The sequence below is a fragment of the Streptococcus sp. 2100 genome (assembly GCF_013276335.1).
In the GTDB taxonomy this organism is placed as follows: Bacteria; Bacillota; Bacilli; order Lactobacillales; family Streptococcaceae; genus Streptococcus; species Streptococcus pseudopneumoniae.
Genome location: NZ_VMKV01000017.1, coordinates 50,180 through 73,294, shown reverse-complemented (window position 1 = coordinate 73,294; position 23,115 = coordinate 50,180). Strand labels below are relative to the sequence as shown.

The 23,115-nt window shown below is 35.4% G+C and carries 20 protein-coding genes and 1 pseudogene; all 21 read left to right on the top strand.

From position 1 onward, the window contains the following. Positions 1-92: 92 nt before the first annotated feature. Entirely contained in the window at positions 93-992 is a 900-nt protein-coding gene (locus tag HT669_RS03545) for a type II CAAX endopeptidase family protein (RefSeq protein WP_101514727.1), read from the top strand. Next, entirely contained in the window at positions 976-1,263 is a 288-nt protein-coding gene (locus HT669_RS03540) for an autorepressor SdpR family transcription factor (protein WP_050222921.1), read from the top strand. The genes HT669_RS03545 and HT669_RS03540 overlap by 17 nt, the downstream gene beginning before the upstream one ends. Next, the gene (locus HT669_RS03535; protein ID WP_079247579.1) at positions 1,244-1,885 is read left to right on the top strand and encodes an SdpI family protein; all 642 of its coding nucleotides are present in this window, start codon (positions 1,244-1,246) and stop codon (positions 1,883-1,885) included. Before HT669_RS03540 ends, HT669_RS03535 begins: the two co-directional genes overlap by 20 nt. Positions 1,886-2,011: 126 nt before the next feature. Further along, positions 2,012-2,467: a DUF3290 family protein gene (locus tag HT669_RS03530; protein ID WP_000675346.1), complete on the top strand. Its 456-nt coding sequence runs from the start codon at positions 2,012-2,014 to the stop codon at positions 2,465-2,467. After that, positions 2,464-3,095, top strand: a pseudogene (locus tag HT669_RS03525) (DUF421 domain-containing protein). The gene HT669_RS03530 and the pseudogene HT669_RS03525 overlap by 4 nt, the downstream one beginning before the upstream one ends. A 54-nt stretch (positions 3,096-3,149) precedes the next feature. Continuing rightward, the gene (locus tag HT669_RS03520) at positions 3,150-4,895 is read left to right on the top strand and encodes an ABC transporter transmembrane domain-containing protein (RefSeq protein ID WP_000022577.1); all 1,746 of its coding nucleotides are present in this window, start codon (positions 3,150-3,152) and stop codon (positions 4,893-4,895) included. Continuing rightward, positions 4,885-6,627 carry an ABC transporter ATP-binding protein gene (locus tag HT669_RS03515; RefSeq protein WP_001180122.1) on the top strand — a complete coding sequence of 581 codons (1,743 nt, stop codon included), beginning with the start codon at positions 4,885-4,887 and terminating at the stop codon, positions 6,625-6,627. The genes HT669_RS03520 and HT669_RS03515 overlap by 11 nt, the downstream gene beginning before the upstream one ends. A 183-nt stretch (positions 6,628-6,810) precedes the next feature. Then, entirely contained in the window at positions 6,811-7,503 is a 693-nt protein-coding gene (locus tag HT669_RS03510) for a sugar transferase (RefSeq protein ID WP_000922216.1), read from the top strand. A gap of 42 nt (positions 7,504-7,545) precedes the next feature. Continuing rightward, complete coding sequence (locus HT669_RS03505; protein ID WP_084675178.1) at positions 7,546-8,772, top strand: DegT/DnrJ/EryC1/StrS aminotransferase family protein; 1,227 nt, start codon at positions 7,546-7,548, stop codon at positions 8,770-8,772. Positions 8,773-9,935: 1,163 nt separating this feature from the next. Further along, the gene (gene pfbA / locus HT669_RS03500; RefSeq protein ID WP_172933621.1) at positions 9,936-12,092 is read left to right on the top strand and encodes a multi-ligand-binding adhesin PfbA; all 2,157 of its coding nucleotides are present in this window, start codon (positions 9,936-9,938) and stop codon (positions 12,090-12,092) included. After that, on the top strand, positions 12,076-12,822 hold the full coding sequence (locus tag HT669_RS03495; protein ID WP_084675176.1) for a protein phosphatase 2C domain-containing protein: 747 nt from the start codon (positions 12,076-12,078) through the stop codon (positions 12,820-12,822). The genes pfbA and HT669_RS03495 overlap by 17 nt, the downstream gene beginning before the upstream one ends. Before the next feature lie 57 nt (positions 12,823-12,879). Continuing rightward, positions 12,880-13,521 (top strand): phosphate uptake regulator PhoU, encoded by a 642-nt coding sequence (locus HT669_RS03490; RefSeq protein WP_084675175.1) that lies wholly within the window; start codon positions 12,880-12,882, stop codon positions 13,519-13,521. 12 nt (positions 13,522-13,533) lie between these two features. Next, a complete protein-coding gene (gene galT, locus HT669_RS03485; protein ID WP_172922061.1) occupies positions 13,534-15,009 on the top strand; it encodes a UDP-glucose--hexose-1-phosphate uridylyltransferase in 1,476 nt (491 codons plus the stop codon). 12 nt (positions 15,010-15,021) lie between these two features. Beyond that, a complete protein-coding gene (gene galE, locus HT669_RS03480) occupies positions 15,022-16,032 on the top strand; it encodes a UDP-glucose 4-epimerase GalE (RefSeq protein ID WP_000996560.1) in 1,011 nt (336 codons plus the stop codon). Between the two features lie 162 nt (positions 16,033-16,194). Further along, on the top strand, positions 16,195-16,854 hold the full coding sequence (locus HT669_RS03475) for a DUF1868 domain-containing protein (RefSeq protein ID WP_023941554.1): 660 nt from the start codon (positions 16,195-16,197) through the stop codon (positions 16,852-16,854). A gap of 24 nt (positions 16,855-16,878) precedes the next feature. Further along, complete coding sequence (locus HT669_RS03470) at positions 16,879-17,946, top strand: extracellular solute-binding protein (RefSeq protein ID WP_172922060.1); 1,068 nt, start codon at positions 16,879-16,881, stop codon at positions 17,944-17,946. A gap of 102 nt (positions 17,947-18,048) precedes the next feature. Continuing rightward, on the top strand, positions 18,049-19,059 hold the full coding sequence (locus HT669_RS03465; RefSeq protein ID WP_172922059.1) for an ABC transporter ATP-binding protein: 1,011 nt from the start codon (positions 18,049-18,051) through the stop codon (positions 19,057-19,059). An 11-nt stretch (positions 19,060-19,070) separates the two neighbouring features. After that, entirely contained in the window at positions 19,071-20,762 is a 1,692-nt protein-coding gene (locus tag HT669_RS03460; RefSeq protein ID WP_001216175.1) for an iron ABC transporter permease, read from the top strand. 2 nt (positions 20,763-20,764) lie between these two features. After that, a complete protein-coding gene (locus HT669_RS03455) occupies positions 20,765-21,475 on the top strand; it encodes an MgtC/SapB family protein (protein WP_000127549.1) in 711 nt (236 codons plus the stop codon). A gap of 95 nt (positions 21,476-21,570) precedes the next feature. Then, positions 21,571-21,939: a hypothetical protein gene (locus HT669_RS03450; protein ID WP_000656297.1), complete on the top strand. Its 369-nt coding sequence runs from the start codon at positions 21,571-21,573 to the stop codon at positions 21,937-21,939. 107 nt (positions 21,940-22,046) lie between these two features. Next, positions 22,047-23,048, top strand: a complete 1,002-nt coding sequence (locus tag HT669_RS03445) for a LacI family DNA-binding transcriptional regulator (protein WP_000789951.1) — start codon at positions 22,047-22,049, stop codon at positions 23,046-23,048. Positions 23,049-23,115 lie beyond the last annotated feature (67 nt).

The window sequence follows — 23,115 nt, the reverse complement described above, 5'->3', positions numbered from 1 at the left end:
TAGAAAAAAATCTAAATAGCTCTTGTGTTTAGAATAGAAAGGTGTATAATGTTATTTAGAAAAATATCTAAATAGAAAGTGAAGTTACATATATGTCAAATAAGAGAACAATCCTTCTTTTTGTGGTCTTGGCTTATGCCCTTGCTTGGATAATATGGTTGGCACTATGGATAGGTGGTGTTGGTCTAAATTCTCCATGGAGTCAACTTGCTAGTATTGTAGCCATGTGGATGCCTGCGCTTGCAGTCTTTCTCTTAGGGAAAATCACGAATCAACCTAGTGGAATCAAATCTAAATTAGCCGTGAATCTCAAGAGGAACTGGCGCTTTTACTTACTAGCTATCTGGTTACCAGCAGTTATCAGTTTTTTAGGAGCGGGACTTTATTTTCTTGTATTTCCTAGCAATTTCAGCCTTGGTTTTGAATCTATTCAAGCTATTTTACAAGAAAAAGGTGTCTCTCAATCAGCCATTCCCTTATCTTTCTTGGCTTTGATTCAAATCCTAGCTAGTTTGACTTACGCTCCTTTTCTTAATAGTTTCTTTGCATTAGGGGAGGAAATTGGTTGGCGTGGCTATCTTTACCCAGTGCTAAGAGGACGCTTTTCAAGAGTCCAGACTCATGTCTTGCTTGGTCTCATTTGGAGTCTTTGGCATCTACCAATCAATTTGCAAGGCTATAATTATGGACTATCTTATTTTTCTTATCCCGTTTTAGGAGTTGTCGCCATGTTTCTATTTTGTTTTAGCCTAGGAATATTGTTAAGCTGGTTGTTGGAAAAGACAGGCTCTATCTGGGCTTCAGTCCTATTTCATGGGGCAATCAATGCAACTGCAGGTATTGGGTTACTCTTTCAATTACCAGGAGAAAAAGTTTCAAGCCTCTTGATTTTAGACCCATCACCGACAGGAATGCTATCAGTTCTACCTTGCTTAGTCCTAGCCCTACTAATATTACAAAGGGAAAGGAGGCATTATGAGTTTTGCAAATAGCTTTAAAGCCTTATCTCATTCAGTTAGGAGAGAGATTTTGAATTTACTCAAAACAGGTAGATTACCTGCAGGAGAAATTGCCAGTCAATTCGAGTTGACTAGTGCAACTATTTCACACCATCTCACGATTTTGAAAGCAGCGGATTTGATTCATGAAATGAAAGAAAAAAACTTTATTTATTATGAGTTAAATACATCGGTTTTAGAGGATATAATGGTTTGGTTAGCAGATCTGAAAGGAGATCATTTTGATGAAGATAAAAATCAATAAGAAATTGGTATTATTTACGAGCATTCTCATCCTACTACCTTCCCTTGTAGGTTGTGTTTTCTGGAATCAATTACCAGAGGAGATACCCACTCATTTTAATCTACTGGGTCAAGCAGATGGCTACAATCATAAAATGTCTGCTATCTTTGGATTACCGACTCTCATGCTTTTGATGCATTGGTTGCTTCTATTTTTAATGATTAAGGATCCTAAATCTAGCAATATCAGTTCAAAAATACAAGTTTTGATTTACTGGATTATTCCTTTTGTATCTTGTCTATTAATGATTTCTATCTTCGGAGAATCTTTGGGTTATTCCATGATGAGCGGGATTCTAGCTCAGATTTTTATGGGAGTCGTGATGATCGTAATTGGAAATTATCTACCAAAAACACACCGAAATTATATAATCGGTATTCGACTTCCGTGGACCTTGGAGAATGATAAAAACTGGAGAAAAACGCATCGCCTAGCTGGGAAAATTTGGGTATTCGGAGGATTGTTATTGTTTCTAAATTCCTTTGTGCAACTATATGTTTACTGGGTATTCTTCTTGACACTTTTCTTTGTAGTGATAATTCCTAGTGTCTATTCTTATCAATTATCAAAATTAGAATCTTGAAATAGCTACTGGAGTCATTAGTTTGAGAAGTTGGTCTGATATGTCTGTTTCCCCAACGTATGGTTTGAAAAATCACCCTCTTTCATTTATAATGAAGAATGATTTTATGAAAAGGCGTGAAAATAAATGAAATTTTACTCATATGAATATGTTCTTAGCCAAATCAGTCAGCAAAATGGAATCATGATTGGCTTTGGGATTATTCTCCTAGCTATCACAGGTTTTTTTGCTTTTAAAGCTTATCGAGATAAAAAGGGGACTAAGTTTCGGGAATTGGTCATGATTTTAGCCTTGACTTTAGTAGCCATGCTTTTGGTGACAATTTCAAAATACCAGACCAATCAAGCCTCTAACAACCAATTTCAAACTTCACTTCATTTTATAGAGGTCGTTTCCAAAGACTTGGGAGTGGATAAATCAGAAGTTTACGTAAATACTTCAGTTACCACTGATGGAGCGCTTGTCAAGGTAGGTTCAAATGTCTATCGTGCTATGAACGGGAGCGAATTAGACAAGTATCTTTTAAAGAAATTAGAATTGCATCAAACAGACGTTATTGAATTGGTGAAGGTAAACAAGTGACACTCAACTGTATGGAAATTGTAATCGAACTGGCCTTGGGGCTCTTCTCACTTGTTTTGTTATCAATGTGACAGGAAAGGGGAACTTAGCACCTAACTCTGCGACAGATTAAATTCAGAATTATGTTCTCTGTGCTATCATTGGTGGTGTGATTTACAATAGTTCTATCAGCATTTTGCAGTACGAGGTGATTTTACTGATGTGGACTATTTTGGTTTTGACCCTCAAGTGGCTTCATAATATTCGTTTTGTGAAATGTTTGATTGATGGTAAGCCAACTCTCCTCATCAAACATGAGAAGATTGACCTAGAAGCCTGTCGTTCGGTTGATTTGTTTGGGGTGGATGTAACCCTCAAACTTCGTAGCCAAGGGATTTTCCAGATGAAGCAAGTTGAACGAGCTGTGCAGGAGCAAAATGACCAACTCATCGTGGTCCAAATGGGAGATGAAAATCCTAAGTATCTAATTGTGACTGATGGTGTTATCCAAGTAGAAGTCTTGGAATCGCTTGGCTGTAGCGAAGAGTGCTTGATTGATAATCTCGGCAAACAAGGGCATGACAATGTAGCCAATATCTTTATCGCTGAGTATGACAAAGGTGACGTTACAGTTGTAACCTATGAATAAGAAAAACCTGGGGTCGGAGTCTCAGGTTTCCATTTGGAACTAGAAAGGAATTTTATGTCCATTATTCAAAAACTCTGGTGGTTTTTTAAGCTAGAAAAACGCCGTTATCTAGTCGGAATTGTGGCCTTGGTCTTGGTTTCTGTCCTTAACCTCATTCCCCCAATGGTCATGGGGCGGATCATTGATGCTATCACATCGGGGCAATTAATTCAGAATGAACTACTTATTTACCTATTTTACTTGCTTCTTGCGGCCTTTGGTATGTACTATCTGCGCTATGTTTGGCGTATGTATATTCTTGGGACATCCTACCGTCTGGGGCAGATTATGAGGTCTCGCTTGTTTGAGCATTTTACAAAGATGTCTCCAGCCTTTTATCAAACCTATCGGACGGGGGACTTGATGGCACACGCAACCAATGATATCAATTCTTTGACGAGTCTTGCAGGTGGTGGTGTTATATCTGCGGTGGATGCCTCTATTACAGCTTTAGTGACTTTGCTGACCATGCTCTTTAGCATTTCCTGGCAGATGACTCTAGTTGCAATTTTACCCCTGCCTTTTATGGCATATGCGACCAGTCGTTTGGGAAGAAAGACTCATAAGGTCTTTGGAGAGTCACAGGATGCCTTTTCTGAACTCAATAACAAGGTTCAGGAGTCTGTATCAGGTATCAAAGTGACCAAGTCTTTTGGTTATCAGGCAGATGAGCTGGAGTCCTTTCAGGCAGTCAATGAATTAACCTTCCAAAAGAATCTCCAAACCATGAAATACGATAGACTCTTTGACCCAATGGTTTTCTTGTTTGTTGGATTATCCTATGTTTTAACACTCTTAGTCGGCTCTTTGATGGTTCGGGAGGGGCAGATTACAGTTGGAAATTTGGTCACTTTTATTAGTTATTTGGATATGATGGTCTGGCCTCTCATGGCTATTGGTTTCCTCTTTAATATCACTCAGCGAGGAAAGGTTTCTTACCAGCGGATTGAGAATCTTTTGTCTCAGGAATCATCTGTAAAAGACTCCGAGTTTCCTCTGGATGGTATTGAAAACGGGCGCTTGGAGTATGCTATTGATAACTTTGCTTTTGAAAACGAGGAAACGCTAATGGATATTCACTTTAGTTTGGAAAAAGGGCAAACTCTGGGCTTGGTTGGGCAGACAGGCTCTGGGAAAACATCCTTGATTAAACTCCTCTTGCGTGAGTACGATGTGGATAAGGGAGCTATTTATCTAAATGGTCACGATATTCGCGATTATCGTTTGACAGACCTTCGTAGTCTTATGGGCTACGTCCCTCAGGACCAGTTCCTCTTTGCGACTTCGATTTTAGACAATATTCGCTTTGGCAATCCTAACTTGCCCATTTCAGCGGTCGAGGAAGCGACTAAGCTAGCTCAAGTTTACCAAGACATTGTAGCCATGTCACAGGGATTTGATACGTTGATTGGTGAAAAGGGAGTCAGTCTTTCTGGTGGGCAAAAGCAGCGTCTGGCTATGAGTCGGGCTATGATTTTAGACCCTGATATCTTGATTTTGGATGATTCTTTGTCGGCCGTGGATGCCAAGACAGAGTATGCGATTATCGACAACCTTAAGGAGACGCGAAAGGACAAGACAACCATTATTACGGCTCATCGCCTCAGTGCAGTTGTCCATGCAGATTTGATTTTAGTCCTGCAAAATGGTCAAATCATCGAACGAGGCAGGCACGAAGACTTGCTAGCTTTGGATGGCTGGTATGCCCAAACCTACCAGTCTCAGCAGCTGGAAATGAAGGGAGAAGAAGATGCAGAATAAACAAGAACAATGGGCTGTATTGAAGCGCTTGATATCTTATCTCAAGCCTTATGGTCTTCTGACCTTTTTGGCACTCAGCTTTCTCCTAGCGACTACGGTCATTAAAAGTGTCATTCCCCTTGTGGCTTCCCACTTTATCGACCAGTATCTCAGCAATCTCAATCAACTCGCTGTGACAGTGTTGCTGGCCTACTATGGTCTCTATATCCTGCAAACTCTGGTTCAGTATGTCGGAAATCTTCTCTTTGTACGGGTGTCTTACAGTATTGTGAGGGATATTCGTCGCGATGCCTTTGCCAATATGGAGAAGCTAGGCATGTCTTATTTTGACAAGACGCCAGCAGGCTCTATCGTCTCTCGTTTGACTAATGATACCGAGACAATCAGTGATATGTTTTCGGGGATTTTATCCAGTTTTATCTCAGCAATTTTTATCTTTTTGACAACCCTTTATACCATGTTGGTGTTGGATTTTCGTTTGACAGCATTAGTCCTGCTCTTTCTCCCTTTGATTTTCCTTTTGGTCAATCTCTATCGTAAAAAATCAGTCAAGATTATCGAGAAAACCAGAAGTCTCTTGTCAGATATCAATAGTAAGCTGGTAGAAAATATCGAAGGAATTAGGATTATCCAGGTCTTTAATCAAGAAAAGCGCCAGCAGGCAGAATTTGATGAGATTAACCAAGAACACTTGGTCTATGCCAACCGCTCTGTAGCCTTTGATGCCCTCTTGTTGCGCCCTGCTATGAGTTTGTTGAAACTCCTAGGTTATACTGTCTTAATGGCCTATTTTGGCTACCGTGGTCTTTCTATCGGGATAACGGTCGGGACTATGTATGCTTTTATCCAGTACATCAATCGTCTCTTTGATCCTCTGATTGAAGTAACGCAAAACTTTTCAACCCTGCAAACGTCTATGGTGTCTGCAGGCCGTGTCTTTGCCTTGATTGACGAGGCAACCTATGAGCCTCTTCAAGAAAATAGTCAGGTTGAGGTTGAAGAAGGCAATATTCGTTTTGAACATGTGTGTTTCTCATATGATGGCAAACATCCTATTCTGGATGATATTTCTTTTTCGGTCAACAAGGGTGAAACCATTGCCTTTGTAGGTCATACAGGTTCGGGGAAATCTTCGATTATAAATGTTCTCATGCGCTTTTATGAATTCCAGTCAGGGAGAGTTCTCTTGGATGATGTGGATATCAGGGATTTCAGTCAAGAAGAGCTGAGAAAAAACATCGGTTTGGTCTTGCAGGAACCCTTTCTCTATCATGGAACTATTAAGTCCAATATCGCCATGTACCAAGAAATCAGTGATGATCAGGTTCAGGCTGCGGCAGCCTTTGTGGATGCAGATTCCTTTATTCAAGAACTTCCTAAGGGGTACGACTCCCCTGTGTCTGAGCGTGGATCGAGTTTTTCAACTGGTCAGCGACAGCTTCTTGCCTTTGCCAGAACAGTTGCCAGCCAGCCTAAAATCCTGATTTTGGATGAAGCGACCGCCAATATTGACTCTGAAACAGAAAGCTTGGTTCAAGCTTCTCTGGCGAAGATGAGACAGGGCCGAACAACTATTGCTATCGCTCACCGCCTTTCTACTATTCAAGACGCCAACTGCATCTATGTTTTGGACAAGGGGCGCATTATTGAGAGTGGAACACATGAGGAACTCTTGGCCTTGGGAGGGACTTATCACAAGATGTATAGCTTGCAGGCAGGAGCTATGTCTTAATATTTTTTGAAAATCTCTTAAAACCAGGTCAGCTTTATCTGCAACCTAAAAGCTGTACTTTGATTTTCATTGAGTACCAGAAGGAAATCTTTCAAATTACAGATTTCTTTCACCGCCTTTTCCATTTTGTGGTATAATGAAAAATGTTGACAAATAGTATAATAAAAACAAAGGAGAAACAGCATGCTGAAATGGGAAGACTTGCCCGTGGAAATGAAATCAAGCGAGGTTGAGTCTTACTACCAGCTTGTCTCTAAAAGGAAGAGTTCGCTGATTTTCAAGCGTTGCTTGGATTGGGTTCTAGCCTTGGTAGTACTGGTTCTGACCTCACCCATCTTTCTCATCTTGAGCATTTGGATCAAGTTGGATAGCAAGGGGCCAGTGATTTACAAGCAAGAGCGCGTGACCCAGTACAATCGACCTTTCAAGATTTGGAAGTTCCGTACCATGGTGACGGATGCGGATAAAAAAGGGAGCCTGGTGACTTCTGCTAACGATAGCCGCATTACCAAGGTTGGTAATTTCATCCGCCGTGTGCGTTTGGATGAACTTCCTCAGTTGGTCAATGTCCTGAAAGGCGAAATGTCCTTTGTCGGTACACGACCTGAAGTGCCTCGTTACACAGAGCGGTATAGCCCTGAAATGATGGCGACCTTGCTCTTACCAGCAGGGATTACCTCTCCAACCAGCATCAACTACAAGGATGAGGACACTATCATCAGTCAAATGACGGAGAAAGGTCTGTCGGTTGACCAAGCCTATGTCGAACACGTCCTTCCTGAAAAGATGCGCTATAACCTCGTCTATCTCCGAGAGTTTAGTTTCCTTGGAGACATCAAAATCATGTTTCAAACCGTATTTGAGGTACTAAAATAAAGTAGTCATAAGAGAATGAGTACAGATAAAAGGAGCAAATCAATGCCAAATTACAATATTCCATTTTCACCACCCGATATTACGGAATCAGAAATTGCTGAAGTAGCGGATACCCTTCGTTCTGGTTGGATTACAACAGGTCCTAAGACCAAAGAACTGGAGCGTCGCTTGTCCCAATACACACAGACGCCTAAGACTGTCTGCCTTAACTCTGCGACAGCCGCTCTGGAGTTAATTTTGCGTGTGCTTGAAGTTGGGCCTGGTGATGAAGTCATCGTTCCAGCCATGACCTATACAGCTTCATGTAGTGTCATCACGCACGTAGGAGCGACCCCTGTCATGGTAGATATCCAAGCAGATACGTTTGAAATGGACTATGACTTGCTGGAGCAAGCTATCACTGAGAAAACTAAGGTGATTATCCCAGTAGAGCTCGCAGGGATTGTTTGCGATTATGACCGTTTGTTCCAAGTCGTGGAGAAAAAACGTGACTTCTTTACCGCTTCAAGCAAGTGGCAAAAGGCCTTTAACCGTATTGTCATTGTCTCTGATAGTGCCCACGCTTTGGGATCTACTTATAAAGGACAACCTTCTGGTTCTATCGCTGACTTTACTTCCTTCTCATTCCATGCCGTTAAGAACTTTACAACGGCAGAAGGTGGAAGTGCGACTTGGAAAGCCAATCCAGTGATTGATGACGAAGAGATGTACAAGGAATTCCAAATCCTTTCCCTTCACGGGCAAACTAAGGATGCTCTTGCCAAGATGCAATTGGGGTCATGGGAATACGATATCGTTACACCAGCCTATAAGTGCAACATGACCGATATCATGGCTTCACTTGGTTTGGTACAATTGGACCGCTATCCAAGTTTGTTGCAACGCCGTAAGGACATTGTGGACCGCTATGATAGTGGTTTTGCAGGTTCTCGCATCCATCCTTTGGCACACAAGACTGAAACTGTCGAATCTTCACGCCACCTCTACATCACCCGTGTAGAAGGAGCAAGCCTAGAAGAACGCAACCTCATCATCCAAGAATTGGCTAAAGCAGGAATTGCAAGTAATGTTCACTACAAACCGCTTCCTCTCTTGACAGCCTATAAGAATCTTGGATTTGATATGACGAACTATCCTAAGGCCTATGCCTTCTTTGAGAATGAAATTACCCTCCCTCTTCATACTAAATTAAGCGATGAAGAAGTAGACTATATCATTGAGACTTTCAAAACAGTTTCTGAAAAAGTACTAACTTTATCAAAAAAATGACAAACTACAGACAAGCGAAAGTGATCCTGTCCTTAAAAAGTCTAATTGAGTGTAAAAACTGTTGTTTTCAATTGATAATAGTTTACACCTGTAGTTGAGGCTCCTTTCTCCTCAGAGAGAGAATTTTTATAGGATTTTCCTTTCTTGTGGGAGTCCCGTGGTTTGAAATAAGATGTGAGCAATTTGGTGTAGCATTTAGAATCCTTACTAGACATCATTTAGAAAATCTAGTGTCTTGTTCTAGTTTTCAATTCACCCTATTTTTTGAAAGACGTGAGTTTCCATGAGTGAGATTGTGGAAACTCGCGTCTTTTTTTGTTTTCAGAATATTGTTCAAAGTTTTGTGCCTGTCTTTCATGTTCTAGTCATTCTTTTGCATGATAGAATTTATAGCGTTTTGATATTATAATAATACAAATATCCCATATGTTTAGTGAAGCTTGCTATACATCATTAGATCTCCTGCGAGACAATCTATAAAACACTTGTCTACGATTACCTATATACCCTATTCCAGTATTTTAGAAGCACTGCATCTATTTTTATCGAGGTTAAATCTAGCTTTTATAGAAGGTCTATTTAAGAAATATATTGTAGTGTTTTAGTTTCAATCCGCCATATGAGCGATATTCAGGTAAATATCCCTGGCGAATGCTTGTATGACAAGGTATTTGTTCTTTCATTTATAATTTACAACATATCAATAAATTTAAATATAGTAAATGGGATATTTTATATTCAAGCTAAGAAAGATAGCATCATTTTTAAATGGAAGGCTAAAGAGCAAACTAGGAAGTTGGCCATAGATAGCTCAAAACCCTGCTTTGAGGTTGTAGATATAGTAAAATGAAATAAGAATAGGACAAATCAATCGGGATAGTCAAATCGATTTCTAACAATGTTTTAGAAGTAGAGGTGTACTATTCTAGTTTCAATCTACTATAGAACTGACCAAGTCAGTAACCTAGACTTAGGGCAAGGCGGCACTGACCTAGTTTGAAGAGATTTCCGAAGAGTATAAATTTTAATATTTTCTTGTGTTATTCCTTGACAATTCAATTTGGAAAATATATGATAAAGATAATGACAGCGGTGTCATTCTATCTATTTTAAGAAAAGTAATAATCAATTGTTAAAAAATAGTAAAAAAATTGGAGGTTCTGATGAAATATTTTGTTCCTAATGAGGTATTCAGTATTCGTAAATTAAAGGTGGGGACTTGCTCGGTACTATTGGCAATTTCAATTTTGGGAAGCCAAGGTATTTTATCGGATGAAGTTGTTACTAGTTCTTCACCGATGGCTACAAAAGAGTCTTCTAATGCAATTACTAATGATTTAGATAATTCACCAACTGTTAATCAGAATCGTTCTGCTGAAATGATTGCCTCTAATTCAACCACTAATGGTTTAGATAATTCGTTAAGTGTTAATAGTATCAGCTCTAATGGTACTATTCGTTCTAATTCACAATTAGACAACAGAACAGTTGAATCTACAGTAACATCTACTAATGAAAATAAGAGTTATAAGGAAGATGTTATAAGTGACAGAATTATCAAAAAAGAATTTGAAGATACTGCTTTAAGTGTAAAAGATTATGGAGCAATAGGTGACGGAGTTAATGATGATCGTCAAGCAATTCAAGATACAATAGATGCTGCAGCTAAAGGACTAGGTGGAGGAAATGTATATTTTCCTGAAGGAACTTATTTAGTAAAAGAAATTGTTTTTTTAAAAAGTCATACACACTTAGAATTGAATGAGAAAGCTACAATTCTAAATGGTATAAATATTAAGAATCACCCTTCCATTGTTTTTATGACAGGTTTATTTACGGATGATGGTGCGCAAGTAGGATGGAGCCCAACAGAAGATATTAGTTATTCTGGTGGTACTATTGATATGAACGGTGCTTTGAATGAAGAAGGAACTAAAGCAAAAAATCTACCACTTATAAATTCTTCAGGTGCATTTGCTATTGGGAATTCAAATAACGTAACTATAAAAAATGTAACATTCAAGGATAGTTATCAAGGGCATGCTATTCAAATTGCAGGTTCGAAAAATGTATTAGTTGATAATTCTCGTTTTCTTGGGCAAGCCTTACCCAAAACGATGAAGGATGGGCAAATCATAAGTAAGGAGAGCATTCAGATTGAACCATTAACTAGAAAAGGTTTTCCTTATGCCTTGAATGATGATGGGAAAAAATCTGAAAATGTGACTATTCAAAATTCCTATTTTGGCAAAAGTGATAAATCTGGAGAATTAGTAACAGCAATTGGCACACACTATCAAACATTGTCGACACAGAACCCCTCTAATATTAAAATTTTAAATAATCATTTTGATAACATGATGTATGCAGGTGTACGTTTTACAGGATTCACTGATGTATTAATCAAAGGAAATCGCTTTGATAAGAAAGTTAAAGGAGAGAGTGTACATTATCGAGAAAGCGGAGCAGCTTTAGTAAATGCTTATAGCTATAAAAACACTAAAGACCTATTAGATTTAAATAAACAGGTGGTTATCGCCGAAAATATATTTAATATTGCCGATCCTAAAACAAAAGCGATACGAGTTGCAAAAGATAGTGCAGAATATTTAGGAAAAGTATCAGATATTACTGTAACAAAAAATGTAATTAATAATAATTCTAAGGAAACAGAACAACCAAATATTGAATTATTACGAGTTAGTGATAATTTAGTAGTCTCAGAGAATAGTATATTCGGTGGTAAAGAAGGAATTGTTATTGAGGATTCAAAGGGTAAAATAACCGTTTTAAATAACCAATTTTATAATTTATCCGGTAAGTATATATCATTCATCAAATCTAATGCAAATGAGAAAGAACCTGTTATACGTGATAGCGATGGTAATTTCAATATTGTAACGGAGAATGGGCTTTATAAAATTGTAACAAATAACTTAAGTGATAAAAACGAAAAAGAAAAAAACAAAGAGGAAAAATTTAAAACAAGTTCATATGTGCATGAAAAACAATCTAATTCAAATAATGTAATTGATAGTAACCAGAAGAAAGGAGAGTTTAACTCAAGTAAAGATAATAGACAAATTAATGACAAGATCGACAATAAACAAGATAATAAGACAGAAGAAGTAAACTATAAAATAGTTGGAGATGGCAGAGAAACTGAAAATCATATTAATAAATCTAAAGAAATAGTAGATGTAAAACAAAAATTACCAAAGACTGGTTCGAACAAGATTATGGAACTATTCTTAACAGTGACAGGAATTGGTTTACTTTTGACACTAAAAGGGTTGAAGTATTATGGTAAAGATAAATAAAATTTGTTCGATACAAGGAAGTTCTGTAGAAAATGAGGATACTGTAGGTTCACAAAATCAGTATTTTTGGATTATCGATGGAGCTACAGATTTATATAATTCTAAAGAGGAGATAGGTTATTCAGTCTCAGAAGTTGTACATATTTTATCAGAAAGTTTGTCGGTTAATTGTAAAGAATCAAAAACTCTTAAACAAATATTTGAAACTGCTTTACTAGAGGTTAAAGATGAAATCGGTTTAAACTCATATGAATTAACAGAGTATTATCGCTTACCAACATTTGCTTTTATATTTGCTAAACTTTCAGAAAAAAAGTTGGAGTATATGATGCTAGGTGACTGCGTCATGTTAGTAAACGAAATGGAAATAACTGATCATAGAGTAGATAACTTATTTGAAAAAGGAAAAAATGAGATAAAAGATTCAATTGGTACAAATAGTGCTTTAAATAAAAAAATTATTTTACAAAAAATCAGAAAATTATCTAATCAACCGAGTGGGTACTGGATAGGTTCGTTGGATGAGAGATTTTTAGACCATGCTATTATTAATCAAATAGATGTTACTAGTGAACAAATTGTTTTAATGAGCGATGGCTTTTATGAATTCTATCAAAATAATCAAAATAAGACTTTTGAAGAGTTAATTAAGATGAGATTTAATTCTTCTGCTATTGATCCAATCTATGGAAAGAAGGATGATGCAAGTATTCTAGTTATTGATGTTTGATATATTGTTTAAAATATTAATTGTTACTATTGAACTTTGTTAAGAAGAGGTACCTAAATGTTAAGGTTATATTTAGAAAATGAAATTATAGAATTATCAAATAATTTAGAGACTATTTGGGTATCTGTGCTTGATAAATACGAGAAGTTATTTGAATATTTATCAAATGAAGAACGAGTAGAATTGATTAAAGAAGATTTAATCATAAATGAGTCAGTTCTAAATATTGATAAAAAAGGATTTGAGTTAATTTGTTTACAACATCCTGTTTCATATGACTTAAGAAGAATTATTAGTGTAATAAAAATATCAACTGACATTGAACGTATTGGGGATAGAATTGTTGAAATTTTAAAAAATCTACAGATTATTCAAAATAATGAAAATTTGAAGAAAATTATTTCAGAAATAAAAATACTTCATGAAGTTATCGGACTGCATATGAATAGGGCTATATCTTGTTATAGAGAGGAACAATCTGGATGTTTAGATATGGTTGTTATACAAAAACAGAATGAGATAGAAGAGCTTAGTATAAATATTGAAAAGAAAATAATGAATTACATATTTGAAGATGATGGGAACGTTTCTGAAGTAATTGGTGCTTTAGATATTATTCATCACCTTGATAAAATTGCTCATACTACGCAAGCAATTTATAAATGGATAATGTATAGAAAATATGGGAACATAAATTAGAAAGAAAAATATATGAAAACAATTATTGATAATTTTGTTGATAGAGTAATTGAATACGGAATGTATAATGAAATTGACAAAATATATGTGAAAAATAGAGTACTAGCGTTAATAGGTGAGGAGGGAACTGATCGTATTTCCGATGAAAATGACCTGAAACAAATAAAAGATTGCTTAGTGGAAATCGCCTTAAAAAACGGTAAAATTAAAGATTTAATTGAGGAAAAGGAATGTTTAGGAGCAGAGTTAATGAATTTCATAGTTCCTTTACCTAGTCGATTAAATGATATTTTTTGGAGTTCATATGATATATCACCTCAAGAAGCAGTTGAAGAATTTTATAAGTTAAGTAAAGATAGTGATTATATTAAAACTTCTGCTATTGCTAAGAATATTGAGTTTAGAGCATCAACTAAATATGGAGAGCTAGAGATTACGATAAATTTGTCAAAACCCGAAAAAGATCCAAAAACAATTGCTGCTGAAAAATTAGTAAAAGCAACTAATTATCCCAAATGTTTACTATGTATGGAAAATGAAGGATATCAGGGGCGAATAAATTATCCAGCACGTTCGAATCATAGAATTATTCGGTTGAAACTTGGTGACGAAGTATGGGGATTCCAGTATTCTCCCTACTCATACTTTAATGAGCATGCGATATTTTTAAATAGTCAACATGTACCAATGGCTATTACCTCTAAAACATTTGAACAATTATTGGAGATTGTTGATATTTTGCCAGGATATTTTGCTGGTTCAAATTCTGATCTTCCTATCTCAGGAGGCTCCATTCTTAGTCATAACCACTACCAGGGAGGGAAACATATTTTCCCAATGGAAAAAGCAAAATTTGAGAGTGAATTTCGTTTTAAAGACTTTGAGGATATTAATGCTGGTATTGTAAAATGGCCAATGTCAGTAATTAGGTTACAAAGTGAAAATAAAAATCGCTTGTTAGATTTAGCTACTAAAATTCTAAATAAGTGGAGAGAATATTCAGATTTAGAAGTAGACATCATTGCTATGACTGAAGATGTCCCACACCATACGGTGACTCCTATTGCTCGTAAAGTGGACGGGAGATATGAATTAGATATTGTTCTAAGAGATAATCATACTACTGAACAATACCCAGATGGTGTTTTCCATCCTCATCAAGATGTACAACATATTAAAAAGGAAAATATCGGATTAATCGAAGTGATGGGACTTGCGATATTACCACCTCGTTTGAAACCAGAGTTAGAAGAAGTTGGAAAATATCTTTTAGGAGAGGAAAACGCAATTGCGGATTATCATTTAGAATGGGCCGACCAATTGAAAGAAAAATATCCTAACATTAAAAAAGAAGAGGTTAATAGCGTAGTTCAACACGAAGTAGGACAAGCATTTGCGAGAGTCCTAGAAGATGCAGGTGTTTATAAGAATACTTCATCTGGACATGAAGCGTTTATGAGATTTGTTAAGTCGGTTGGAATTAATTAGGAGGAAACCCAAATGGCAATATTGGTAACAGGCGGAGCTGGTTATATTGGTAGCCATACCGTAGTAGAATTACTAAATTTAGGAAAGGAAGTTATCATTGTCGACAACCTTTCGAATTCTAGCATCTTGGTGCTAGACCGTATTGAAGCAATTACAGGAATACGTCCTGTGTTTTACGAATTAGATGTTTGTGATAAACAAGCATTGAGAAAGGTATTTGAACAAGAATCGATTGATGCTGCAATTCATTTTGCAGGTTATAAAGCTGTCGGAGAATCCGTGCAAAAGCCTGTGATGTACTACAAAAATAATATTATGAGTACATTGGCACTTGTTGAAGTGATGTCAGAATTTAATGTTAAAAAGATTGTCTTTTCTTCAAGCGCGACTGTATATGGAATTAACAATCAGTCACCTCTAATTGAGACGATGCAAACAAGTGCGACAAATCCTTATGGGTATACGAAAGTGATGCTTGAGCAAATTTTAAAAGATGTTCATGTGGCAGATTCAGAATGGAGTATTGCGTTGCTTCGTTATTTCAATCCAATTGGTGCTCATGAGTCTGGGCTTATTGGGGAAGATCCCTCAGGAATTCCTAACAACTTGATGCCTTATATTGCACAAGTAGCGGTAGGTAAGCTGTCAGAGCTAAGTGTGTTCGGAAATGATTATGATACGCTTGATGGTACTGGTGTGCGTGATTATATCCATGTAGTAGATTTAGCAATAGGACATATAAAAGCTTTAGAAAAAGTATCTGAAAAAACAGATGTTTATATCTATAACCTAGGCTCGGGAGAAGGCACTAGTGTATTACAACTTGTAAATACATTTGAAAGTGTTAATAAGATCCCTATTCCTTATAAAATAGTTCCAAGACGTTCAGGAGACGTTGCAACTTGTTATGCAAATGCAGACAAAGCATATAAGGAATTAAATTGGAGAACAACAAAATCGATTGAAGACATGTGTAGAGATACATGGAATTGGCAATCAAAAAATCCCAATGGCTATAATTGATGATACTGTCTATATGAGTGCTGTATTTTGGAAAAATTACTTAACCTTTTAATGAAAGATAAATTAAAAAAATGTTTGACAGCGCTTGACAAAGGAAACGGTTTCATTGTATAATGTAAACATGATGACACCGATGTCAAATATAAAAAAGAAGGTCTTTATATGAAAAACTTAACAAAAATTAAGTTCAAAGAGAATGGGGAATTTAATCATTTCCCTGGGAATACAGTTGTAGCAAATCTTTATACTAAACAAGATTTGATGGAAGTTGTTGATATTATTCAATCACGTTATAGAGAATTACCATTTATCGATAAGTTTACTTTAACTCCAAGGAATTCTATTCACATGACTGTAATTGAATTGTTGTGCCATGAAAATCGTGAAACGGAGTTTTGGAGCAGTAATCTTCCTCTAGATACACCTTTACAGGAAATACATGATTACTTTGCTAAACAACTTGAAATTTTTCCATTGTTGGATGAAGAAATTCATATGCGTATAACTGAAATGGGAAAACAAAACATACTAGTTGAACCTGCAGATGAAGCTTCTGCAAAGAGATTAGAAGAAATTCGTACTTATGTCTCAGAAAAAGCAGGTGTTCGTTTCCCTAATCATGATAGATATCAATTCCATATTTCAATTGGGTATCTTCGGATTCCTCTAACCGAAGAGGAGGAAGAAGAGTTTACTAAAGTCAGAGCAGAATTAACTGAAATTTTATTAGAGAAGATTTCAACTATTACTGTAAACCGTATTGACTATACTGTATTTGAAGATATGAGACAATTTGTTCCATATCACGAAAAATTTAAATAAAATAATAAAAAAGGAGAACTTATCATGAAAAAAATGAAAGTTTGGTCTACTGTACTTGCAACGGGAGTTGCTCTTACTACACTTGCTGCTTGCTCTGGAGGTTCAAATTCTACGACTGCTTCTTCATCTGAAGAAAAAGCTGATAAAAGTCAAGAATTAGTAATCTATTCGAACTCAGTCTCAAATGGTCGTGGTGATTGGTTAACTGCTAAAGCAAAAGAAGCTGGTTTTAATATAAAAATGGTTGATATCGCTGGCGCTCAATTAGCAGACCGTGTTATTGCTGAGAAGAATAATGCAGTTGCAGATATGGTATTTGGAATTGGTGCTGTTGATTCAAATAAAATTAGAGATCAAAAATTACTAGTACAGTACAAGCCTAAATGGTTAGATAAAATTGATCAATCTTTATCAGATAAAGATAATTATTATAATCCTGTGATTGTTCAACCATTAGTTTTAATTGGAGCGCCTGATGTAAAAGAAATGCCTAAAGATTGGACTGAATTAGGTAGTAAGTATAAAGGTAAATATTCAATTTCTGGGCTCTCAGGTGGAACAGGACGGGCAATTCTAGCAAGTATCTTAGTTCGATACCTTGATGATAAAGGTGAATTAGGTGTTTCTGAAAAAGGTTGGGAAGCAGCAAAAGAATATCTGAAAAATGCATACACTCTTCAAAAGGGAGAAAGTTCAATTGTTAAGATGTTAGACAAAGAAGATCCAATACAATATGGAATGATGTGGGGTTCTGGTGCATTAGTTGGACAAAAAGAACAAAATGTTGTTTTCAAAGTTATGACTCCTGAGATTGGTGTACCATTTGTAACTGAACAAACTATGGTTTTAAGCACTAGTAAAAAACAAGCGTTAGCTAAAGAATTTATTGATTGGTTTGGTCAAACAGAAATTCAAGTAGAATATAGTAAGAACTTTGGATCTATTCCTGCAAATAAAGATGCGCTAACAGAGTTACCTGAAGATACGAAAAAATTTGTGGATCAAGTGAAACCACAAAATATTGACTGGGAAGCTGTTGGAAAGCATTTGGATGAATGGGTAGAAAAAGCTGAATTAGAATACGTACAATAAGAAATAAGAGTTAATTTTTATGTCCAAGTCTCTCTATTATTTCTAAATTTATGGAAGAAATAAAGAGAGGCTTTTGGTTTAGTAATAGAGGGAGTTAGTGAGATGATTAAATTTGATAATATTCAAATTAAATATGGTGATTTTGTTGCAATTGATAATCTGAATTTAGATATACATGAAGGGGAATTTTTTACATTTCTTGGGCCTTCAGGATGTGGTAAATCAACTACTTTGAGAGCATTGGTAGGTTTTCTAGATCCATCATCAGGAAGTATTGAAGTTAATGGAACAGATGTCACTCATTTGGAACCTGAAAAGCGTGGAATTGGTATTGTATTTCAATCTTATGCGCTATTTCCAACTATGACTGTTTTTGATAATATTGCATTTGGTTTAAAAGTTAAGAAGGTAGCTCCAGATGTTATTAAAGCTAAAGTATCAGCAGTAGCAGCAAAAATTAAGATCTCTGATCAACAGTTACAGCGTAATGTATCAGAATTATCTGGGGGTCAACAACAAAGGGTAGCATTGGCTCGTGCTCTGGTTCTTGAACCTAAAATTCTTTGTCTAGATGAACCATTGTCAAACCTTGACGCAAAATTACGTGTAGATTTGAGAAAAGAGTTGAAAAGACTTCAAAAAGAGTTAGGTATTACTACTTTATATGTTACTCATGATCAAGAGGAAGCCTTGACTTTATCTGATAGAATTGCAGTCTTTAACAATGGATACATCGAACAGGTCGGTACACCAGTAGAAATTTATCATAATTCTCAAACTGAATTTGTATGTGATTTTATTGGAGATATTAATGTTTTGACCGATGAAACAGTCCACGAAGTATTATTGAAAAATACAAGCGTTTTCTTAGAAGATAAAAAAGGATACATTCGATTAGAGAAAGTTCGATTCAATCGTGAAACTGAACAAGATTTCACTCTAAAAGGGACAATTATTGATGTTGAGTTTTCTGGAGTTACAATTCACTATACAATAAAAGTTTCTGAAAGTCAGATTCTTAATGTAACAAGTATTGATAGTCAGGCTGCTATTAGATCTGTCGGAGAAAGTGTGGAATTATTTATCACTCCATCAGACGTTCTGCAATTTTAAGGAGGTGCAGTATGCGTCATAAATTAAATTTAAAAGATTGGCTTATTCGTTTAGGGTTAATCTGGTTCTTAGTAACATTTATTATTTATCCAAACTTTGATCTAGTAGTGAATGTATTTGTAAAAGGAGGAGAATTTTCCCTTGATGCTGTACATCGTGTTCTAAAATCTCAGAGGGCACTTCAGAGTATTATGAACAGTTTTAAGTTAGCATTTTCACTCATTATTACAGTTAATGTCGTAGGTATTCTTTGTGTTCTATTTACAGAGTACTTTGATATTAAAGGTGCTAAAATTTTAAAATTAGGTTATATGACCTCTTTAATTTATGGAGGAGTGGTTTTAGCGACTGGATATAAATTTGTCTATGGTCCTTATGGATTGATTACAAAATTTTTACAAAATATTATCCCTTCTTTAGACCCTAACTGGTTTATTGGGTATGGTGCAGTCTTATTCATTATGACATTTTCAGGAACGGCTAATCATACATTGTTTTTAACAAATACAATTCGAAGCGTTGACTATCACACTATTGAGGCTGCTCGAAATATGGGAGCAAAACCATTTACTGTTTTCCGAAAAGTAGTGTTACCAACCTTAATTCCAACTCTATTTGCACTTACTATTATGGTTTTTCTTAGTGGTTTATCTGCAGTAGCAGCACCCATGATTGTTGGTGGTAAAGAATTTCAAACTATAAATCCAATGATTATTACATTTGCAGGGATGGGGAATTCTCGTGATTTAGCTGCCTTACTTGCAATTATTTTAGGTATTGCAACTACAATTTTGCTTACTATCATGAATAAGATAGAAAAAGGTGGAAATTATATTTCTATCTCTAAGACTAAAGCGCCTCTTAAAAAACAAAAAATTGCGTCTAAGCCTTGGAATATCATTGCTCACATTGTAGCATATGGATTGTTCACAGTTTTCATGCTTCCACTAATTTTTATAGTATTATACTCATTTACAGATCCAGTTGCAATTCAAACAGGTAACTTAACATTATCAAACTTTACTTTAGAAAATTATCGCTTATTCTTTAGTAATAGTGCGGCATTCTCTCCATTCTTGGTCAGCTTTATTTATTCTATTATTGCTGCGACAACAGCAACAATTCTCGCAGTTGTATTTGCTCGTGTTGTCAGAAAACATAAATCTCGTTTTGATTTCTTATTTGAATATGGTGCTCTACTTCCTTGGTTACTACCAAGTACACTTTTAGCAGTAAGTTTATTATTTACTTTTAATCAGCCACAATTTCTTGTCTTGAATCAGATTTTGGTAGGTAGTTTGGTAATTCTACTTATTGCATATATAGTTGTAAAAATCCCATTTTCTTATAGAATGGTACGTGCTATTTTATTTAGTGTTGATGATGAGATGGAAGATGCAGCAAGAAGTATGGGTGCTTCACCTTTTTATACTATGATGAAGGTTATCATTCCATTTATTTTACCGGTTGTTCTCTCTGTTATTGCTTTAAACTTTAACTCTTTATTAACTGACTTCGACTTATCTGTATTCCTTTACCATCCCCTAGCTCAACCATTAGGTATTACGATTCGATCTGCAGGTGATGAAACAGCAACATCTAATGCACAAGCTCTGGTATTTGTTTATACAATTGTTCTGATGATTGTTTCTGGAACTGTATTATACTTCACACAAAGACCGGGGCGTAAAGTAAGGAAATAATCATGACAGCCACTAGTCTTGGGTTATCACATATTGAAATAGTTGTCAGGATTGTTTTATCAGTAGTTATTGGTGGTGTAATTGGTTTAGAGAGAGGAAGTAAATCTCAACCAGCAGGTATTCGTACACATAGTATTGTTTGTCTGGCTGCATGTTTAATTATGATGACGAATGAATACGTATCTTATAAATTTGGTACAGGAGATCCTACACGCTTAGGTGCGCAGGTTATATCAGGTGTTGGTTTTCTTGGGGCTGGAACAATACTTATTACAGATAAAAAGAAAATAACTGGTTTAACAACTGCAGCAGGCATTTGGGCTTCGGCAGGAATTGGATTAGCTATTGGAGTAGGTTTTTATGAGGGAGCTCTTTTAGTAGCCATTTCTGTTTGGGGTGTGATATCCATGTTCCAACCACTAAAAAAATATCTACGAAATCGTTCTAAAATGATTGAATTGTATATAGTGGTTAAATCTACAGAAGCCTATAATCGTGTATTGGTTTATTGTGCAGAAAATGGTATCAGAATGACCGATTCAAGAACAGCGTTTGGAGATGTTAATTCTGACAGAATTGAATACTTTGATGTTCCAGACAAAAAAATAGCGTCATTTATTACTCTGGAATTATCAGGTAGATTTGAACATCTTCGTTTGATGGAAGAAATTGCTAATATTGTAGGTGTTATTTATGTCGAAGAAATTAGCTGAAATTTAGTAAACAAAGGGACAGATGTTTTTGTCCTTTTGTTTTTTAGATGTTTTAATCATCTAATTTTTGAGTAGATTTTTGCTCAGAGGTTTTTATGAAAGATTATAAAATCAATTTTGATTTAGGTAAAATAGAATATTTTGATAATAATTGTTTGATACAAGTATACAAATTTATTTCTTTTTATGATATTTATGAAATGGTGTTTGCCTTTCATTTATCTCCTGATGAGTTGATAACAAATGTTATCTTTAAAGAAAAAATTAACTCTATGTTAAAATGTTACATTGACAGGCTATTATATTTTTTTATAAATCCTACACATTTTACTGAAAAAGTTAATCTACAATTTTATGGTAGTTTTTTCTCATATGAATTTATTTGTCGTGAAGTTGGAAACATTCTTAAAAATAAAGGTGTGAAATGCAATTTAAACTTTTTTGAAGGGGAAGAATATTTGTAAAATTAATTTTGTGAATTTGTGGATCTTAAATAATTTACTAAATTCTCTTGTTAAAAAAAATTAAATATTGTATAGTAATATTAGAATGTTCGTAATGGAGGACTGAAATGAAAAATATAAATGGGAAAAAAGTAACTATTTATGACATTGCACGTTTATCAGGTTTTTCTCCAAAAACAGTTTCACGAGTTATTAATGGTGGAGTAAATGTTAAAGAAGAAACTTATCAAGCGATTCAAAAAGTTATAGAGGAATTGTCGTATATTCCAAATGCGTATGCAAAAAATTTAACTAAAAAAGAAGCTATAAATATATTGATTTCTGTAAAAAAAATCGACTCTTTTCCTTTAATTTGGTTTCAAACTTTATTAGATAAAGTTTTACAAACTTGTAAAGAGTATGGTGTTAATGCTATAGTTGAGTACTTTGGAGAGGAGGATACAATTAGTAATTCAATTATATCAAGCACAGGTAGCCTAGTAGATGGTGTTATTGTTTTTTATGAAAGTGTAGATGATATCAGAATTCAGTATTTAAAGAAGAACCATATGCCTTTTCTTGTTTTCGGTGAATCTCAAACGTCTGGAGTAGTCTATGTATCTAATAATAATTTTCAAGCTACTTATGATATGATGAAAGCTGTAACTGAAGAAAAATTTAAAAATATGTGGTTGCTTATGGGAGGAGAATCTCATGTTAATAAGGATCGTGAAAGAGGTGTGCGTTCTTTTCTGAATGATAAAAATTACTTTATGGATTTAAAAGTCATTTATGGCTTATCTACAATTGATTCAGTTTATTCTTATGCAATGCAGCACTTGACTACCCAAAATGATCCGGACATTATTTTTGTTTCAGGAGATGAAAAGGTTCAGGGCTTGATTCGTGCGTGCTATGAGAAAGGAATTCTTATTCCAGATGATATTTCTATCATTGGATTTGATAATATTCCTATTTCTCAGTATTATACTCCAGCTTTGTCTACAATTGCTCCCAATTATGTTAAATTGGCTAAAGAAATGATAGAAGGTGTTTTAGCAATTATTAAAGGGGAAAGTGTCACATCTGTTGAAGTTTCTCCTAAATTTGTTAGGAGACAGAGTTTCTAGTATTGTTTAATTCTTGAAAATCCTAGTGGAAAAGATGGAGTGTTCTAAAATAAGTTCTGTTTAGCCT